The organism is Pedobacter suwonensis (assembly GCF_044762335.1).
Taxonomy (GTDB): domain Bacteria; phylum Bacteroidota; class Bacteroidia; order Sphingobacteriales; family Sphingobacteriaceae; genus Pedobacter.
In genome coordinates, this window is record NZ_JBIWEB010000021.1 from 47,530 (window position 1) to 67,758 (window position 20,229).

The following is a 20,229-nucleotide window of genomic DNA, read 5'->3' on the forward strand; positions in this document are numbered from 1 at the left end:
TAAAGTTAATTACGATGAAAAGAAATATACTTTTATATACATTACTTATAGTATGTATAATATGTTGTACGAATGCCTATTCGCAAGAAAAAAACATTATTGTAAATGGCAGGGTACTCGATAAAGACACCAAACAAGGGGTGCCAGGCGTATCAGTTATTTTGCAAAGCACAAATAAAGGTTTAACGCAAACCAATGGTGATGGAAAATTTTCGGTTAACGTACCTGTTGGCGAAACGTTGCTTTTTAAATTTTTAGGTTACAATACGGCATCAGCCAAAATTACCGGTCAAACCAATATTACGGTTACCATTAGCGAAAACCGTAAAGATCTGAATGATGTAATTATCGTAGCTTACCAGAACAGACCAAAAGAAACAACTGCCGGATCGGTAACTGTCCTTAGCGGTAAAGATGTATCAGACGTTCCGGTATCAAACATTGAAACGCTTTTACAGGGTAAGGTTCCTGGATTAAATATCCAGAACAATACCGGTGCTCCCGGTTTTAGGGGGTCGGTTCAGCTTCGTGGTTTATCCAGCTTAAGTATTTCCGGTAGCGGCAACGAGTCATTTTTACAACCTACTTCGCCTTTATATATCATTGATGGTGTTCCTCTCGACGCGGATAAAGCTGCAGAGTTTGGTTTTCAAACGCAGGGGCCTGGAGTGAGTCCGCTTTCGTTGATCCCTCAGGAGGATATCGAAAATATCCAGATCCTGAAAGATGCGCAGGCCACTTCCATGTACGGATCAAGAGGGGCCTACGGGGTAATCATTATCACCACTAAGAGAGGTAACTCTAAAGTGCCGCGTATTAAATATGTATCGAACTTTTTCGTAAATGCTCCGCCTAAATTACGCGAAACATTAGGTGGTAATTCTGAGCGTCAGTTAAAAATCCAGCAGATTATTTTGAATGCGGAAACCCTCAACCAAATCAGGGGAATCAGCAATACGCCTTTCCTTGCCGATAGTTTAAATGCCTACTATAATAACTCTACCGATTGGCAGGATGTATTTTACCAAACTACCTTCAACCAAAGTCATAACCTGGCTTTAGATGGTGGTGACCAGAAATTTAATTACAAAGCCAATATGGGTTATTATGCCGAGAAAGGCGTAATTAAAAACACAGGTTACGATCGTTACAATTTAAACATGAACATGGAGTTTAAACCGAACGATAAATTTAGATTTTTCGGTTTCGTTAATGGCTCTGTTGGTAAACAGAATAAAGGTAACGGTGCAGGCTTACTGCAGTCGGGGGTAGCTTCAAACGGTCAGGCATCAACACTTTTACCGCCTCCGTCTTTTTACCAGGCTTCTGGTGGGGTGTTATCTGCTTTGCAAACGCTGAACGATAACAACTCCAGAAATTTAAGGGCAAATATCGATGCCCGTTACGAATTTATACCAGGTTTGGCAGCATCTTCCACCTTAAGTTACGATTATACATCAGATACCGAAACCACATTTACACCAGCTGCGGCAAATGGATCTTTTGCCAAACTTTATGATTATAACGGCAGAAATTTTCAGTTGTATAATAGAAATGCCATTACCTATGCAAAAACATTGGGTGAAAAACACAATTTCTTCATCAATACTTTTAATGAAATTTATAAACTGGGTGCCCAATCATCCATCAGCAGGCAAGAAAGGATCCCAAATGATCAGCTTCAGGGACCGGTTGGATTTGATGGTTATTACTCAAGAGGTGGGGGTGTTTTAGGTACCTATAAAAACGGCACAATAGCCTCTTTTGCAGGATCGCTATCTTACGATTACGATAAAAAATACGTAGCCGAGTTCTCTTACCGTTTAGATGGCACGTCATCAAGCGGTTTGGAAAATCCGTATTCTAAAAACTCTTCAGTAGGTTTAAGATGGAATTTTAACAAAGAGAACTGGTTAATTGATCAAAAATGGCTGGACTATGGTAGTTTAAGGTTAACGTGGGGGCAAAACATTGTACCTACAGGTAACCTTCAGAGTATTTATGGTATCTACAACCTGAATGGGAATTACAACAATACCCAAACCATTGGTATCAATTACGATTTAATCCCAAATCCGGCATTAAAACCAACCACTACAAGTCAGTACAATGTTGGTTTTGATATCGGTTTCCTCAACAGATTCTCAATCGTTGTAGATAGTTATTTCAAGAAGGTAGATAATTTATTGTTCGATCGTGTTTTATCAAATACCACGGGTTTTAATAAACTGGCGAGTAACGATTTGGGGATCGCCAACTATGGTACCGAGGTTAGCTTAATTGTAAAAGCCATTACCAGTAAGGATTTTGATTTATCTTTTTCCATAAATGGCGCGTATAACCGCGATGTACTGTTAAAATTGCCCGAAGAATATAACGGACAGTATATCCGCTTTGATGGTTCCGGTTACCTGCAGCATAATGTTTTTCGCGTAGGCAGGAATACCCTATCAAACTATCTACGGATTAACCAGGGGGTTTACAAAACAGATGCTGATGTACCTGTAGACCCGGTTACCGGAAAAAGATACCAGACAAACAACACTTTCTTTTATGGTGGCGACCCGATTTTGAAAGATATAAACGGCGATTATATTTTGGATGGCCGCGATTATGAAATTACCGGAAACTCTCAACCTTTGTTAACAGGTGGGTTATCCTTAACCATGAGGTATAAAAAATGGGGTTTAAACGTATATGCCAGTTACACCGCTGACAGAACAATCTTAAATAATGCCCTGGCAGACCGGATTGCCATTATGAGAGATCCTTATGCGTTGAACGCCGTAGTACCATTAGGCGATTTGAATATCTGGCAGCGCCCTGGCGATGTAGCTAAATATCCTTACCCTTATGATTTTAGCCGTTATGGAAGCATTCAGCCATTAAGGGCCGATCAAACTTTATGGCAGGAGAGCGGTACTTACCTAAAAATTAACAATCTAACCCTTTCTTATATGTTCGATAAAAAGATGATCCAAAGATTTGGGCTGGCCAATTTAAGAATATTTGCTTCAACCAATAACCTAATTACATTTTCTAAGTATAGTGGCCCCAATCCGGAAAATGTGACCTCATTAGGTCGCGATATTTCTAACGGCTACCCTGTACCACGTACCTATAACATTGGTTTAAACTTAGAACTCAATACAGGCAATTAAAAATATTTATTATGAGAAAAGTTATTATTTACACTTTGGTTATTGCGGCATCTTTTTGCTTGCCTTCATGTAAAAAGTTTTTAAATGTACAGCCTTTAGATAAACTAACCGGAAACAATTTTTTCCAGTCTAAAGAAGATGTGGTTGCCAATATTTATGACTTGTCAAGGATTGTTTTTAGCAAAATAAACGAAACGCATTATGTTGGTGCAGTGGGAGAATACAGATCGGGCGAAGTATTGCACGAAAGCCAGTCTGATAATGCTCCTTCACGGGAATATGTGGAGTATTTAGGTAGAAACGATCTGTTAAACCTGATCAGAAGAGGGCAGCCCTGGGATTATTACAATTTTGATAGAATAACGGATTGGACCGGTTACTACAGGGCCATTCAGGGAGCCAATATCCTGATTTCGAAATTAGAAGAGGGTGTACCGGGTGTTACAGAAACAGAAAAGGGACAATTTAAGGCCGAAGCCGCATTTATCCGTTCGCTTTGTTACTTTACCATGGTGCGGTTATTTGGCGATGTAGTATATTATACCGATGCATTTCACTCTACATCATTACCCCGCGAGAATTTCGTATCCGTATTAAATAAATGTATTGCCGATTTAAATAGTTACAAAAATCAGATTCCATTTACCTATAGCGACCCTGCTTTAAAAGGAGTTCGCGCAAGCAGAGGCAGTATTATTGCCCTGATGATGGAGATGAACATGTGGAATGCAGGTTTCGATGGCGCCAACGCAAAAAAATATTATCAGGCTACCGCAGATTTAGGGAGAGAACTGGTTACAAGTAATGCCTATCGGTTATTACCACTTTCAGATTGGTCAACAGTAATCAAAGGCCGTTCGGATGAAAGCTTATTCGAATTTTATCAAAGTATAAACTATGGTGATGCCGTACTGAACGTAGCACCTATCGCCGATATGTTTTTGCATTATCCATACAAACGGCCAGAGTATACCCACCGGGTAAGTTTTGCTTATTACCGTGGCGAATACATGCAGAAACTTTTTCAGGACGGAGGCGACAAACGGATCACGACCTGGTTTAACGAAGATATTTTTGCCGACAATGGCAAGTTCATGATGTTAAAATATGCCAAAAACTCTTTTATCGTAGGTGAAGAAGATGCCAATCCTGATAACACCTTTATGATTTTTAGATATGGGGGGGAACTTTTGCTTGCAGCAGAGGCGCTTGCCAATATCGATGAAGATGCCGAAGCCATCAAATTGGTTAATATGGTAAGGGCCCGCGCTGGCGCATCTCCCTATACCTCTTCAAACGGAGATCTTAAAGAATTTATCTTTTACGAACGTTCAAGAGAACTGATTGGTGAGGGGCACCATTATTTTGATCTCGTTAGAACGAAGAGAATCTTGAACAGTCAGTATTCTTACAACGTACTTACATCCGATAAATTTAGTCGTGGTGCCTGGACCTGGCCAATTAACCAAAATGCGCTAAACAACAACCCGTTTATGAAATTGAATGATTACTGGGTTAATGGTGGTAATTAATTATAATAAAAGACATATGAAAAAGCTAATTTTTGCTTGTACTGCTTTACTGCTTGTGTTAAATGCTTGTAAACGTGATGAATATTATCGGGATGGAGGTCTGGCCAATCCTAATTTTAACGGGAACATGCTCCAATATTTACAGGCTAAAAAAGTGCCATTTGATACCATAGCCCAGATTGTAAAACTTGCGGGTATGGAAAGCACCTTTTCTAATGAAGACTTTACATTTTTTGCGCCTGATGATGAGGTAATTAAGAAAACAATTGGTACAGCTAAAACCGGTGGATTGAATAATTTTCTCTTTTATTCAGGAAAAGATACTGTTAAAACGCTGGATCAGATTAGTCCGGTAATCTGGAAGAGATATTTGCAGCGCTATATGTTTAAGGGTGTGAATAAATTAAAGGACTATCAACAGATCGATTTTGATGTTAAAAGTGTTTATCCAGGCGGTTTGTATTATTCTCTTGGGGGTAATATCTCAAATATCGGGGTAACCTATGGCACCGCAAATAATATCAAGTATATCGGGTACCGCCAGTTAAATCTGACTTATATCCCTGATGCTTCAAAACCTAATGATAACTGGTACATCAATAAGGTAGCATCATCTGATATAAAACCTACCAATGGTGTTGTGCACACTTTGGCCTATAATGAAACAAGGGGTGGCGCTTATTTCGGTTTCAACGAGAGTGATTTTTTTAGCGATGTATATTTTAGCGGTTTAACGCCTTCTGATTCCTCCAAATAAGTCATAATTGGTTTCTACCTCAAAAAATTAAATAATGAAAAAGATTAAATTTATATTCACAATAATCACTTTGATTGCTTTAGGCTTTCAAGGATGTAAAAAGGCAGATGATGTCATCCCCGATCCTTATGCTGATGCTAAATCGCCTTTAGGGGTGGCCATTTCACAAACTGATGTTCCAGTTCCTGCTGTTGGTAATGTTGGTACATCCGTGGTGATCAAAGCTTCTGGCTTTGATAAATATAAAGATCAGTTAACCTTTATGTTCAATGGCGAAAAGGCCGAGGTAGTTAGTGTAACTGCTACAGAAATTACCGTTAAAGTTCCGGAGAGCGGAAGTACAGGCGTAACCTCCATTGCCATTGGCGATCAGTTATTTATTGGCCCAACTTTTACCGTTAAGGGTCTGATTCAGATTGATCCTACTTTTAAAGCTACAGCGGGTACCAATGGTTATGTAAGTCAGGTGTACGAAATGCCTGATGGAAGGAATATCGTGGTTGGTAATTTTACCAACTTTGATAACAAAGGGGGGGTGGTTCCAATCAATCGAATCGCCAGAACATCTACTGACGGGGAATATGATCGTACTTTTCGTACCGGGAAAGGGGCGAATGGTTCATTGTTCAGGGTTTTGGAAATTGGCGGTCGCTTTATTGTTGCCGGCAGCTTTAGCGGATTTAACCAGCGTACCGAAAACATCAGTAACATCACCAGCCTGTTTACCACCGGAGCTATAGATACGGTAAAAATCCAAACAAAAAGAAAGCCAACGGTTACCGATACTGTTACGCAAAAATGGTTTCCGAGGTTTAATGGGGGAACGAATGGTTACATCAACCGTTTATATGCCCATCAGGGAAAAATTTTAGCGACGGGAAATTTCAGATTTTACGTAAAAAGAACTTATGATAAGTTTAACTACGACTTATCAAGAGATACGGTAATATTGGATAGTACAGATATTCGCCAGGTTTTGCGCTTTAATTTAGATGGTAGTCTTGATAAAACATTCCGTTTCAACACCGCCACTAATAAAGGTAAAGAGAGTGGAAATGGAAATATTGATAGTTACATGCATACCGATGCAGAGAAACTGGAAAAATTGGTGGTATTTGGTAGTTTCAATACGTTTGATGGTCAACCTGCCAATCGTATTGTTCGTTTAAACCCTGACGGAAACATCGATCCATCTTTTACACCCGGCTCGGGGGCAGATAATACCATCAGTTCATGTACTTATAATGCTACTACAAAAAAATATATAATCACTGGAATCTTTAGCAAATACAATGGTAAACCAGCAGTTGGTATAGCGGTTTTAAATGATAATGGAACCCTAGATGAGACATTTGCTTCCAGAACATTTGAAGGCGGTTTCCCTGGTTTTGCCAAGCAGCTCAATAATGGATTAATTGTAACAAGTGGGAACTTTATTAAATATAATAATGTGACTAGAAATGGTTTTATGGTATTAACGTCAACGGGAACATTGGCAAAGGGATATAATTCTACCGGTCCTTTTAACGGGGGCTTATCTGATGTAATTGAAACCAAATCTGCAGATGGTAAAAAAGCACTACTATTAATTGGCGAATTTTACCGTTTTGATAATTTACCATTATATCACATCATTAGGGTAACCATCGAATAACAGATTAAGCTAACCAGATATAAATTAAGATGAGTATGATGAAAAAATATAGATTATTGATTGGCTTAATCGCAGCAATAACCACTACAGCCATATTTTCTTGTAATAAAGAATTTGAAAGAACCATTGGCGATAAGAATGCAAGTGATACCACAACCGTTAAATACGGAAACAGAAAGGTTCTTTATTTAATAGTTGATGGCGCTAGGGGGCAATCGGTTTTAGATGCCAATACACCAAATATAGATGCCATTTTACCACAAGCAATCTACACCTGGGTAGGTTTAAGTGATCCTGATGCAACGGCAAATGCAACTAATTGGGCAAATATGTTAACCGGGGTTAAAAAGGAGAAGCATAAAGTTACCAGTGATGCATTAACGAACAACAATCTGCAGAATTACCCGATAATCTTCAACAGGATCAAAGAGGCAAATGCAAAATCGAAAATTGTTACCTATACGCCTTCGGCGGTTTTTAAATCGTTAAACACGGGGGCTGATGCCAGTAATCTGGTGGCAGATGATGATGCCGTTAAAGCAGGTTTGATCAGCAATATCGGAAGTGATACCGCATCAGTTATTGTAGGCCATTTTACAGGAGTTAATGCAGCAGGGGCAGCCTCTGGATATGATGTTTCTTTTCCGGCCTATAAAGCAGCGATCGAAAAATTTGATACCGGTGTAGGTGAAATTCTTGCAGCATTAAAAAAACGCCCAAATTATAACAATGAACAATGGTTGGTGGTTATTGCCTCAAGTGCTGGTGGGCAGTATACCTTACCTGCAAATGCCGATGACCAGACTATTTTTAGCCAACCCAAAGTAAATGCATTTGTAATTTATTATGCACCAACCTACAACAAACGAATTTTAACAAAGCCGTTTACGGGTAACAGGTATTTGGGCAAAACCATCCGTTTTAAGGGCGAGAACGTGAGGGCACAGGTTGACGCTGCTGATGCCAATGTTTATAATATTGACGATACAACAAAGGTGACTATTGAGCTAAAGGTTAAAAAGAATGAAGACAGATTTTTCTGGCCAAGTGTGCTTGGCAAGCGTAACGAATGGTCCGGTGGCCATCCAAGTGTAGGTTGGGTAATCTATTTAGAAGAAGACTATTGGTATTTTGAGTGGCGGGGCACTAAAGATGGAGATTATCACCAATGCAGGGGCGGAAGTTTTGCTAAAGGAAAATGGACAAACCTGACTGCAAAAATTGAAGTGCGTAATGGACAGCGTTTTGTACGCACCTATACCAATGGTACCTTTAACAATGAACTCGAAATTACAGGTTCAGGTTCATTGGCAAATTCCAATCCTTTAAAACTGGGATTTTTGAACGGAAATGGCCACGGCTCGCCTGATGTATATGTCAGCGACATCCGCTTTTTTAAATTCTCTGTTCCTGATGGAATGATTGGTAACTATGCCTGTCAAACTTCAATTGATCAAAGTCATCCATACTTTAATTTTCTGGTAGGGTACTGGCCTGCAACAGATGGGAATGGCAATATCATGGCAGATATCAGTTCGCAGGCACATGATTTTAAATTTCAGGGAACTTATGACTGGGAGAGTTTTAATGATCTGATCTGCCCGCCAGCTCCGGAAACACTGGCCGTATTTGTTCCGCAAACAGCAGATATCCCGGCGCAGGTTATAAACTGGTTAAAAATTGCCAATAAACAAACCTGGAAACTTGATGGCCGCGTTTGGTTAGATCAATAAAAGATTTGCTGACCATTTAAAATAGCATAAAATGAAAAAATATATATATATCGCATTGATAAGTTTAGCCATCATTGGCGTTTATTCTTGTCGCAAATCAAAAATTGAAGACTTAACACTGCCAGATCCCAATACCCGGAGTATAACAGGGGAAGGTATTGTTGCCGGCAAGGTTTCCATAGATAACGAATACGTTAAGGTGCCTTTTAAAATTTCTTTAACCGGCGTTGCAGAAGAGGCCTTCCAGGTGGGTTTAACTTTAAATAATGATACCGTTGCCCAGTTAATTAATAATGGAACCATCACCAACGCGGTACTCATGCCGTCTACAGCAGTTGAGTATCCAAATGTAATCAATGTGGCTTATGGTACCGATAACAGTGAAGGTATTGCCATTGTCCGGCGGTCCGTATTGGAGCGCAATTATGGTAAAAAAGTTGTCTTTGCACTAAAGCTTTCAGCTCCGGGCAAAGGAAACAAAATTGCTGCCGGCAAATCTACCATCATGGTAATTATCAATACTTCTGATCTGCTGAAATCTACCGATTTACATTACTTAACATTCAAAAACGCAGGTATCTACAACGTGGTATATCAGGGAGATTATTTAGTGGGGCCTGCAGGGGTAACCATTCCACTCATTGTAAATCTAGAAAATCAGCCATCAACAGCTTTCAATATTAAAATCAAAGAAAATATTGATACCGTTAGTACGCTGGTAGGTAACGGAACGTTGCCTGTTGATGCCATACATCTGGCTGCTAGAGATTATAGTGTTGATACTTTGGTTCGCTTTGCCACAGGCGCTTCCAGTGCAGTGGTGCGGCTTCAGATCCCATGGCCGGTTTTTGATGCCAACATTGTTGCCAATAAGAAATTTGCATTCGCCTTCAGTATTAGCGAGGCAAACAATCATGTAATTCACCCTACAAAAAGAAAGTTAATCGTGGTAGTGGATCCTAACGTAAACTTGGATAATAACTCTTACATTACTGGAAACGGTACTGGTTTAACCGCGAGATATTATACCAACACCCAGTTAGACCCGGATGATGGACGCGCACCATTTGTAACAAGGATTGATCAGCAAATTAACTTTAGTGGTGATGGTTGGCCTGACAACGTAAAAAATGATGCAGGAACTCAATTAAGCCGGGATAATTTTGCTGTTAAATGGAAGGGCGAATTTTTAGCTCCAGTGCGTGGTACCTATACTTTCTATCAAACCCGTTGGGATGATGGTTCCAGACTGTATGTAAATGGTGTTGCTTTGGTTGATGATTATACCACTCAATGGGATAAAGACTCACGTAAAGGTACCATATTTTTAGAACGCGGAAAACGTTACACCATTGAGGCACATCACCGTGAAAATGTGGGCGGGCAGCAGGCTTATTTAGAAATTGAAGTGCCAAATATTTTATCCAAAAGGGTAATACCAAAATCTCAATTATTCCCAACACCTTAAATATTAATTAGATATGAAAAATAACATGAAAAGATTATTTAGTCTCCTATCTCTTTTAATACTTATTGTAATTACCACAGTAAAGTGTAAGAAAGATGCGGAAGAGGTTGTACCTATAGTGGACGAACCTAAACCAACAGCAGGTTTTACCTATGTGAGGCCTGATACGGTAAAGTTTTTAGAGTATCAGTTCACCGGTACCTCTACAAATTACAAAACTTTATTGTGGCAGTTTGGAGATGACAGTACTTCGGTTTTAGTTAATCCAAAACACACCTACCGTTTCCCGGGTAAATATAAAGTAACATTAACCACCAGAAATGGCCAGGGTTATTCTGCCGCAAAGGAAGTGATTTTAAATATTGTTGATCCCAATTTCGACCCTACCAAAATCGGAGAAAATTATATGCGCACTATTGGAGGCATATTTTCGGTAAACTTAGAAGCCGGTGCCGGACCCGATTCTAATGAGGGATCGAAAAAACTGGTGGATGGCGACATTACAACCAAGTTTTTACAGGCAGGTTTTGATGGTACGCAAAGGTGTACATTTGAACTCACAACACCGCAGGTAGTTGGCGCTTACACTTTAACTTCCGGCAACGATGCTGAAGACAGGGACCCACGGTATTGGATTTTACAAGGGTCAATAGATGGTATTCAGTATACCGACTTACATACGGTAACCTCCTGCCCCTGGGCCAATTCAGGTGAAAGACGCGTAACCAAACGGTATTATTTCGACAATTTTGTAGCCTATAAATTTTACCGCCTTTATATCAAAGCCAATAGGGGAAGCCGTTTATTCCAGTTATCAGAGTGGACCATCAATAAAAAACAGCCTTAATAAATAGCGCTCTACACATCTGAAAAATACATGAAGCCTGAAAACTTCATGTATTTTTTTAGACTATTATTTTAATTGTCGATTAGACAATTAAAATAGACTTCTTTTCATAAAGCAAATTATATTTTATACTTTAGTAAAACGTTTAACTAAGATTAATCTAACCATATATACTACCGGATTTCAATACACACACTATGAACAGAACCAAAATATTAAAAGCCATAGCCATACTCGGCTGTATGTTTGCAGGCAGTTTGCTAAATGCGCAGGAACGGAAAGCCCCGGCCTATCCCTTAATTACACACAATACCTATTTCAGCATTTGGTCTACCACCGATAAATTAAATGAGTCTGCTACTCAACACTGGACAGGTGCCGATCATTCGCTTTTAGGAATGATTAACGTTGATGGCAATATTTATCGCTTTTTAGGTAAAGAAAGTACCAGCTATAAAACCGTTGTACCTGCATCAGATGAAAAAGCGTATGAGGTAAAATATACTGAAACCGAGCCTCAGGGCGATTGGAAAGCTGAAAACTATTCGGCCAGTAACTGGCAAACCGGTAATGCACCGATAGGGGACGACGCCAAAACCGCGAAAATAATATGGAAATCAAACGATATATGGGTAAGGAGAACCTTTAATGTCGCTAACCCTACCTCAATAAACGAGCTGTTTCTAAAAATTAATCATGACGATAATATTGAGGTTTACCTGAATGGAAAAAGAATCTACACAAAAGAAGGCTGGACTAATGATTTCAAATATATTGCATTAAGCAATAGCGATAAAAGTGCTTTAAAAGCAGGATCAAATGTAATGGCCATCCACCTTAAAAATACTGCCGGCGGTCGGTTCCTTGATTTTGGTCTGGTAGATAAATTAAAGGATAATGCCGAGAAAGTTCAGATCGCTAAGCAAAAAAGTGTAGAAATCAATGCTACGCAAACCATCTATAACTTTACTTGTGGTAAAATAGATCTTAAATTAACTTTCACTTCACCCTTATTGATGAATGATTTGGGTTTGTTTGCACGCCCGGTTTCTTATGTTTCGTACCAGGTAAAGGCAAATGATAGCAAAACACATCAGGTAAAAGTATATCTGAGCGCAGCGTCAAATATTGCCGTTTATCGCCCTACGCAGGAAGTTACAGCCACTAAATACAGCACAGCCAAATTATCGGTATTGAAATCAGGTACGGTAGAGCAGCCAATCCTTCAAAAAGCAAGTGATGATATGCGTATTGATTGGGGTTACTTTTATGTAGCTGCGCCAAAAACCAGTAATGCCATCCAGTTTGTAACAACTGAAAAAAATGCAGCTGATGCATTTAGACAAGGTAATTCCGCTTCAACTGCCAAACAAGGTAAAATGCTTGCCTTAAATACCATTATCCCTTTCGGAACTGTAGGTAAAACTGCCGTTGAGAAATATGTTGAACTGGGATATGATGAAATTTACAGTATTCAGTATTTCAATAAAAATTTAAGGCCATGGTGGAATACCTCAGGTAAAGAAACCATTGAGGCACAATTAACTGCTGCGGCAGACGAATATAAAAAAGTAGTAGAGAAGTGCGAAGCTTTTGATAAGGCTTTGTATGCCGATGCCTTAAAATCTGGCGGTAAGGAATACGCCGATTTATGTGTTCTGGGTTATCGCCAGAGCATTGCCGCACACACCCTGGTAAAGAGTCCTCAGGGTGAAATTTTATGGTTATCAAAAGAAAATAACAGTGGTGGTTTTATCAACACGGTAGATGTAACTTATCCATCGGCACCCTTATACCTGATATATAATCCAGAATTATTAAAAGGGATGTTAAATGGTATTTTCTATTTCAGCGAAAGTGGAAAGTATCCTCATCCCTGGGCAGCACACGATCTGGGTACTTATCCATTGGCCAACGGACAAACATATGGCGAGCCAATGCCTGTTGAAGAATCAGGTAACATGATCATTTTAACTGCTGCAATTGCCAAAGCACAGGGAAATGCCGATTATGCCAAAGCACACTGGAAAACCTTAACTACATGGGTTGATTATTTGACCAAAGAAGGTTTAGACCCAAAAACACAATTATGTACCGATGACTTTGCCGGTCACCTGGCTCGCAATGCTAATTTATCTGTAAAAGCAATTGTAGGTATAGCTTGTTATGCCCAGATGGCCCAAACATTGGGATACGATGATATCGCTAAAAAATATAGGGCGACTGCCGAAAGTATGGTGCCAAAATGGATGGAAATGGCCGATGCCGGCGATCATTATGCGCTAACGTTCGATAATAAGAATACCTGGAGTCAGAAATATAACCTTGTTTGGGATAAGGTCTTAAATTTAAATTTATTCCCTCAAAAAATATATGATACCGAAACTAAATATTACCTGACGAAACAAAATAAATACGGTATTCCCTTAGATAGCAGAAAGGCCTATACTAAAAATGACTGGATTTTGTGGACCGCTGCTTTTGCACCAACACAAAAGGAATTCGAGGCGCTGGTTCATCCGGTTTACAAGCATGCTATCGAAACTGAATCGAGAGTGCCTTTAAATGATTTTTATGATTCAAATACCGGCATCCGCGATAATTTCAAAGCCAGAAGTGTGGTGGGTGGTTTTTACATGAAACTGCTTGCCGATAAATTGAACAGTAAATAATAACGCACCTCCCCATCAAATTAACCACTTAAGGTTCTGCATTAATTTGCAGGGCCTTTTTTAATTATTGCGTTTTACTTGTCATCAGGTCATATCATGTATTCCGGGGAATGCATCTCCAAAAGTCAGGTACACAATTAAAATATCTACAATTGTTTTTGAGTCGGATTTAATCGATGGGAATACTGAAGGGTTTAGGATGTTCAGAAATACTAATTTGTTGTTTTCAGTTAGCTGAACAGCCCAAAAATTATGCAATCAGTCACCTGCGTTTTCTTGCAAAATCATGATTATTTTCATCTAATTTCTCCTTTCCTTTGCAGTATAATATTAAACATCATGGTTAATTACAGCGAAATTTTCAGCGGGCAGGGAATGGATTATCAAACCTATCGGGCCTTGATTGATCAACTTCTATTGGAAGGAAAAGCTACTGGTGATGTAGCTTACGATCTGCACTACACTAAAATGAATGTTCAGCGTATGAACCGTGTAGATAAAACAATCAGCCTAAATGATGAGCTGGTATCAACAATCGATCATCTTAAAGAAAATTATAAATTTTTAGTTATTACCGAAGGCTGGTGTGGTGATGCTGCGCAGATTGTCCCACTGTTCAATAAAATCGCAACGGCATCGTTAGGTAAAATTGAACTGAGATTTGTTCTTAGAGATAAAAATCTTCCATTAATTGATGCACATTTAACCAATGGGGGAAGAGCAATTCCGGTTTTAATTGTATTAAATGAATCGGCCGACCATGTTTTGGCAACCTGGGGCCCCAGGCCACAGGTTTTGCAGGAACTATTAAAAGAATGGAGGACGGAAACTTCCGAAATGCCGGTTTTAGCAGAAAAACTTCACGGTTGGTATGCTAAAGATAAAACACAAACTACACAGGCTGGATTATTAACACTTTTAAAAGGATTGGAGGGGTAATATTATTGTCTCTTTTTACACGGTCGTCACCCTGAACCGATAGCCAGTGGATTTATTTCAGGGTCGTCTGCTAAAGTAGATGCTGACCACGAAGTAGATACAAGGCAATTGAAAATACTATTTCTCCTTGTAAAACAAGTTCAGTATGACGATTCGCTAGAAAATACCCTAATCAACAGAAACTGTCAGGCCTTCTTGCTGCAGAATTTTGCGGTATACTTCCATTTCGGTAAAAGATCCTTCTAAAACAGGACATTTACCTTCATTATGCACTTTCCATGCAATTTTTTCCGCCTGCGATTCGTTATAATCAAGGTATTTCATCATGCAATAAATCACGTGGTCGAATGTATTGATATCATCATTCCACAAAATAAGGCGATGTACGGTTTTTAAGGAAGTTAAGATTTCTTCGAGCGTAAAGGTCTCTTCTTTGGTTTCTGTAGACATGGTGCAAAAATAACTATTTTTTATGTAAGATGTAATAGGTTAAATAGAAGATAGTTGTGATTATTTTGGACAATAGAAGTAGATTTTTTAGCCTTTGTATTACATTTTTTATCTTACCTCATACATCTTACATCCCTTTTAATACATTTGTTAACCAAATAATATACGAGCATGCACCAGTCTAAAATTGCAGGAATAGGTTACTACGTTCCAAAAAACGTGTATACAAATGCTGACTTAAGTCGGTTTATGGATACCAATGATGCCTGGATCCAGGAACGTACGGGTATTAAAGAACGCCGTTTTGCCGATCGTAATGAAGAAACCACCACTACCATGGGTATTGAGGCGGCAAAAATCGCCATCGAAAGAGCCGGCCTTACCGCAAAAGATGTCGATTTTATCGTTTTTGCTACTTTAAGTCCTGATTACTATTTCCCGGGATGTGGGGTATTGTTGCAGCGGGAAATGGGTATGGGCGAAATCGGTGCTTTGGATATTAGGAATCAATGTTCAGGCTTTGTGTACGCACTTTCGGTAGCAGATCAGTTTGTGAAAACCGGCATGTATAAAAATGTACTGGTGGTAGGAAGCGAGAAACATTCTTTCGCCATGGATTTTGAGACCCGTAGCCGCAATGTTTCGGTAATTTTTGGCGATGGAGCAGGTGCTGTTGTATTACAGCCTACGGATGAAACCGGAAAAGGAATTTTAAGTACGCATTTGCATAGTGATGGTGCCGATGCAGAAATTCTGGCGATGTATTACCCAGGTTCGCATGCCAATAAATGGCTAAATGATAAACCAGCCTATCCCGAACAGGAATTGGGCGGATTGTTTATGACACCCGAAATTTTAGAAAGTGGCGCCGCCTTACCTTATATGGATGGACCTGCTGTTTTCAAAAAAGCGGTAGTGAAATTTCCGGAGGTGATAAAAGAGGCTTTGGCAGCTAATCAGTTAACTGAGAAAGATATCGATCTATTGGTGCCGCACCAGGCAAACCTCCGTATTAGTCAGTATGTGCAGCAGTTATTGGGCTTAAATGACGATCAGGTATTCAATAACATTCAAAAATACGGAAATACCACAGCTGCTTCTGTTCCCATTGCCTTATGCGAAGCCTGGGAGGCGGGAAAAATCAAAGATGGCGATCTGGTTTGCCTTGCTGCATTTGGATCTGGCTTTACCTGGGCCAGTGCGCTGATCAGGTGGTAGGTTTAGGGTTTAGGGTTTAGGGTTTAGGGTTTAGGGTTTAGGGTTTAGGGTTTAGGGTTTAGGGTTTAGGGTTTAGGGTTTAGGGTTTAGGGTTTAGTTAAAATAGCCGTACAAGTTAAGATAAAAGAAAGGGCTTTGAGTTAATTCAAAGCCTTTATTTTGTTTTCACCCTGATGGATAATTTATTATATAAAAGTCAATATAATTAGAAGACTAATTTTATGAGGTCATATCTCTCGAGAGAGCGTTATTCCGAACTTGATCCGATGCTATCTTATGACGACCGCAGTAGTAGATTCTGTCAATGGTAGTGTAGTCTAAAGATCTCTATTTAGTAGTCAAGATGAATATTATTATTGCGCTTTAGGCCTAATAAAATCACCTAAATAACTGCATTCGCTCGCTGCAATGGCATAAAAAGGAGTTTTAGTATAGTCGAATCTTAATTCTTTTAAATAAGGATTGTTATAATTGGCCTTGATGAAGTTTCTCCATTTTATGTCCTTCTTATCATAATAGTAAAATGATAGTGGATTGGCATTCATGATGATCTGCTTTTGCAAACATTTGGCCAGCATAAAGGTACATTTTGCCTTAAAATCGGCATTGGTGCTTAATGCCCTCGCTTTCAAATACCACGCCTTTGCCGTCTGTGCCTTTTTATAATCCTCGTCGTAAACATATTTCGCCGGGTTGCTATTGTCGTAAGATGACCAATCGTAACTGATCAGAAACCAGCTGTTACCAAAATAACCTGTTTGGTAAACCGCATTCGCCATTCTATAATAGTAAAGCGCGGCATTCTTTTTGTCGCTAATCGTTAACCTCTGTAAACGAAGCATTTCTGCAGCAAAAGTTTTTTTAGTAATAGATGCTTTGGCTGTTACATATTTTTTTGGAAAATCGTTAATGGTTTCGATAAATGGATTGGCGTAAAGTTTAGTGTTTTCCCCATCTCCGTACCAGTTTTCAGGAGCAAAATATTGATAACCCGCCGAAACCTTTGCAAACATCTGAACTGCTTTGTCGTATTGATGTGTACGCAGATAGGTGGTGCCGTAAAGCTCATAAAAGTCGTCGTTTTTCAATTGGTTTAAAGCCGAAGCCAACAGGGCGGTAACATCATTGCCCATTGCTTTTGTTTTATAAACCGCTAAACCCTGCATACTTTTCGGGCTTAGGTATTTTTGCCAAAAATTAATGCTCTCGTAACTCATGTTCCGGAAAAGTGAGTTTTCTTTCAGCGTTTTGCGGTTCAGGTCACCTTTAACCATTGCCAGTGCTGCTTTAGCGGTGTCGCCCATCTTTAAATAAGCAGGCGCTAATATTTGCTGATAAAAATTCCTGGTCGTTCTGCTAAACCGTTTATCGGCATTATCATAATATTGTTCGTAAGGTTGGTTTTTGTTTTCTGCAAAACGCTTTTCGTCCAGCCATTTTAGTGTGGGTAATAAGTCGTTCTCGTTAAATACGTTACCTTTTTTGATGTTTTTAGCTTTGATCAACAGATCGATAATGCGGTATTGGTCGCGCAGTCTTTCAGGCAGTTTATCTGGTTTTAAAATGGCCAGGTAGTTTGATGCCAGAGGATCGTTATTCTCCATCCAGGATAAATAGGCCGCGGTTAAAGTACCCAGTTCTGGCTGCGGATATTTCTTTTCAGTGGCCATTTTCACGGCAAAGTTCCTGATTTCGTTTAGGTGTTTTAGATTAACATTTTTTAAACTGTCTTTATACTTAGGATTGTCGTTATCCGAAAAATAATAATTATAACCAATTTTCGCTATGTCATTTGCCTGAATAAGATTTTGTTCCAGCTTATTTACCTCGCGTACCAATAATGTGCCGTTTAACAGGCTTTTGGGTTCATAGCCGTAAACTTTGTTCATGCTTTCTATCCCTGAATCTGCATTACCAAAACCATTAATTGCCCAGATATTGGCTTTTTCATTGTTGGTGCTGGCGTATTTTAAAGCCCCATGAACAGGAGAACTGGTGTAATAATAGTTTTTGTAGGCCTGTATCCTCCGCTCGGGGTTGCTGGCAAAAACTTTTGAGAATAAAAAAGCTGCTTCATCCGGATTTCCTAACCTGCGGATTGATCCTGCATATAAAGCCAATGCCCAACCTTTAATGGCACTGTTAATTTTACTGGTTTTAATATGCGTTTCGTAAGTTGATTTACTCTCCGCATGCATTCCGGCGAAATGAAACATCCGTTCCGTTTGGTAAGCATAACGTAGTTTCAAAAAGTCATCTTTTTCAGCAGTTGTTAATTTTAATCCTTCCCGGGCTTTTGCAGCCATAGCAGTGGTATCACGTGGTGTTGCATCCCAAAGGTTAAATGTCACATTGGCCAATGGTTCACAGCTTTTAGCAAACTGATAATATTTTAAAGACGCTTTGCGTTTGCCCAGTGCCTGGATAAAACTATTCTCTTGCAGGCTATCAGGTAACTGTGAAATATTGCCATCAAAATTGACCAGTTTTACATTGGTTGCACTGTCTGTTTTGTACATGACCTTTAATACATCCTCATTTTTAACATGTAGGAATCGGGCCCATTCGCGGCTGTTGATATCCGGCTCGCTTGCTACGTCCGTTTCGCTGTTAAGGTAAATCATTTGGTTATAGGCAAATGGCGAATATTCATCTCCTTCTATATTGTTATGGAAATAAGAAATATAATAATCATAAGGATCAATCTCACCGCCACAGGCAAGATTTACAGCAATTTCGCCGAAAAAAGTAATCAGGAATGCACTAGAAATCAGCAATGACTTTTTGAAGGTCTTCATTGGTAAAATGTTTTAAAAGGTCGATGTCTAAATGGTAAAAAACGATGTTTCGTTCTCTGGGGCTTAAATATCGGGATAAAAATTTAGAGCTTAAAAGTAAATCATCAGCAGAAACCTGTTCCCATCTTATTACATCGCCTTTTTTCAATCCAGCAGCAGGGTAATCAGTCAGCAAGTCGTACAGAATGGAATTTTCGCGCTGTTTGAAAAGCTTTTTATCCTCGACCTGTATTTTGCCGATCCGCTTCGAAATACCGGCATATTGTTGGTCTCTGAATACTACTGCCCATTCAAATAGGGGTAGCGCCACGTCGAGTTGTAAAGGGTATTCCTGCAGAAAATCTTTAAGATACTGATCCATTTCATGCAGGTCCAATATTGAATTTTGATCACCATATTTACGTAGATTGCCCATGTTATAACACATCAAAATCCCTTTATTTACTGGCGGAATTCCACTTGACACGATATTTTTAATCTGATGCAAGCGCAAGGTTACCGAAATGGTTTTGCCCTTTAACAATCGGTTGGCGCTTAACTGCTCTAAAAATTTAAAATACCTGTTTCTGGTGGTTTTGGTCCAATCACAATCAATCTGTAATTCGGTGTAGTCTGCCTTTCCGGCCTGCTTTACCTTTTCGGCCACAAACTTAGCAATGCGATTGGCCATTACGGCAGTCTGCATGGTATCAATCTTATTAAATACCTGATTAACGATAAATACTACTGGGACGATGTTAACCTGTTTAGGTATGGGGTCTGAAAATTTAATAGGCGAAATGGGTACGGGCATTTGCAGATCTGGGTTAAAATCTACATCCATTATCCGCAAATATAACGATTTTGATTTAAATCGATCAAGATAGTCAGTTTCTGCTTTTTTATTCTGGTAATCCGTTCTCCAATAGTAAAAAGTAGGGTGGACAACCGGTTTTTGTTTGCAACCGAAAAAGAGAAATACAGAGATGACTAAAATACTTATCTTGCGCATAGAATTGAT

Annotated in this window: 13 protein-coding genes; 10 read left to right on the top strand and 3 right to left on the bottom strand. The window is 39.3% G+C overall.

Annotation, left to right across the window (positions count from 1 at the left end):
* Positions 1–14: 14 nt before the first annotated feature.
* The 9 genes from ACIQXP_RS22145 (at position 15) to ACIQXP_RS22185 (ending at position 14,763) form a co-directional block, all read left to right on the top strand.
* Positions 15–3,161, top strand: coding sequence for a SusC/RagA family TonB-linked outer membrane protein (locus ACIQXP_RS22145; RefSeq protein WP_387507876.1), 3,147 nt, complete (start codon positions 15–17; stop codon positions 3,159–3,161).
* Positions 3,162–3,172: 11 nt separating this feature from the next.
* Positions 3,173–4,693, top strand: a complete 1,521-nt coding sequence (locus ACIQXP_RS22150) for a RagB/SusD family nutrient uptake outer membrane protein (RefSeq protein ID WP_387507873.1) — start codon at positions 3,173–3,175, stop codon at positions 4,691–4,693.
* Between the two features lie 16 nt (positions 4,694–4,709).
* Positions 4,710–5,450 (top strand): fasciclin domain-containing protein, encoded by a 741-nt coding sequence (locus tag ACIQXP_RS22155; RefSeq protein WP_293745236.1) that lies wholly within the window; start codon positions 4,710–4,712, stop codon positions 5,448–5,450.
* Positions 5,451–5,484: 34 nt separating this feature from the next.
* Positions 5,485–7,104, top strand: a complete 1,620-nt coding sequence (locus ACIQXP_RS22160; protein WP_293745235.1) for a DUF5008 domain-containing protein — start codon at positions 5,485–5,487, stop codon at positions 7,102–7,104.
* A 35-nt stretch (positions 7,105–7,139) separates the two neighbouring features.
* Positions 7,140–8,837 (top strand): DUF4983 domain-containing protein, encoded by a 1,698-nt coding sequence (locus tag ACIQXP_RS22165; protein ID WP_387507868.1) that lies wholly within the window; start codon positions 7,140–7,142, stop codon positions 8,835–8,837.
* 31 nt (positions 8,838–8,868) lie between these two features.
* Positions 8,869–10,305, top strand: a complete 1,437-nt coding sequence (locus tag ACIQXP_RS22170) for a PA14 domain-containing protein (RefSeq protein ID WP_387507865.1) — start codon at positions 8,869–8,871, stop codon at positions 10,303–10,305.
* A gap of 25 nt (positions 10,306–10,330) precedes the next feature.
* Positions 10,331–11,152, top strand: coding sequence for a PKD domain-containing protein (locus ACIQXP_RS22175; RefSeq protein WP_387507862.1), 822 nt, complete (start codon positions 10,331–10,333; stop codon positions 11,150–11,152).
* 197 nt (positions 11,153–11,349) lie between these two features.
* Entirely contained in the window at positions 11,350–13,824 is a 2,475-nt protein-coding gene (locus tag ACIQXP_RS22180; RefSeq protein WP_387507859.1) for a glutaminase family protein, read from the top strand.
* Positions 13,825–14,163: 339 nt separating this feature from the next.
* Complete coding sequence (locus tag ACIQXP_RS22185; protein WP_387507856.1) at positions 14,164–14,763, top strand: thioredoxin family protein; 600 nt, start codon at positions 14,164–14,166, stop codon at positions 14,761–14,763.
* A gap of 168 nt (positions 14,764–14,931) precedes the next feature.
* Here ACIQXP_RS22185 and ACIQXP_RS22190 read toward each other — a convergent pair whose 3' ends face one another.
* Positions 14,932–15,213 carry an ATP-dependent Clp protease adaptor ClpS gene (locus tag ACIQXP_RS22190; protein ID WP_025143968.1) on the bottom strand — a complete coding sequence of 94 codons (282 nt, stop codon included), beginning with the start codon at positions 15,211–15,213 and terminating at the stop codon, positions 14,932–14,934.
* Between the two features lie 171 nt (positions 15,214–15,384).
* Between ACIQXP_RS22190 and ACIQXP_RS22195 the strand changes: the two genes are divergently transcribed.
* Positions 15,385–16,431, top strand: coding sequence for a 3-oxoacyl-ACP synthase III family protein (locus ACIQXP_RS22195; protein ID WP_387507853.1), 1,047 nt, complete (start codon positions 15,385–15,387; stop codon positions 16,429–16,431).
* A gap of 353 nt (positions 16,432–16,784) precedes the next feature.
* Here the strand turns inward: ACIQXP_RS22195 and ACIQXP_RS22200 are convergent, their stop codons facing one another.
* On the bottom strand, positions 16,785–19,229 hold the full coding sequence (locus ACIQXP_RS22200; protein ID WP_387507851.1) for a hypothetical protein: 2,445 nt from the start codon (positions 19,227–19,229) through the stop codon (positions 16,785–16,787).
* The gene (locus tag ACIQXP_RS22205; protein WP_387507848.1) at positions 19,195–20,220 is read right to left on the bottom strand and encodes a hypothetical protein; all 1,026 of its coding nucleotides are present in this window, start codon (positions 20,218–20,220) and stop codon (positions 19,195–19,197) included. Before ACIQXP_RS22205 ends, ACIQXP_RS22200 begins: the two co-directional genes overlap by 35 nt.
* Between the last annotated feature and the right edge of the window lie 9 nt (positions 20,221–20,229).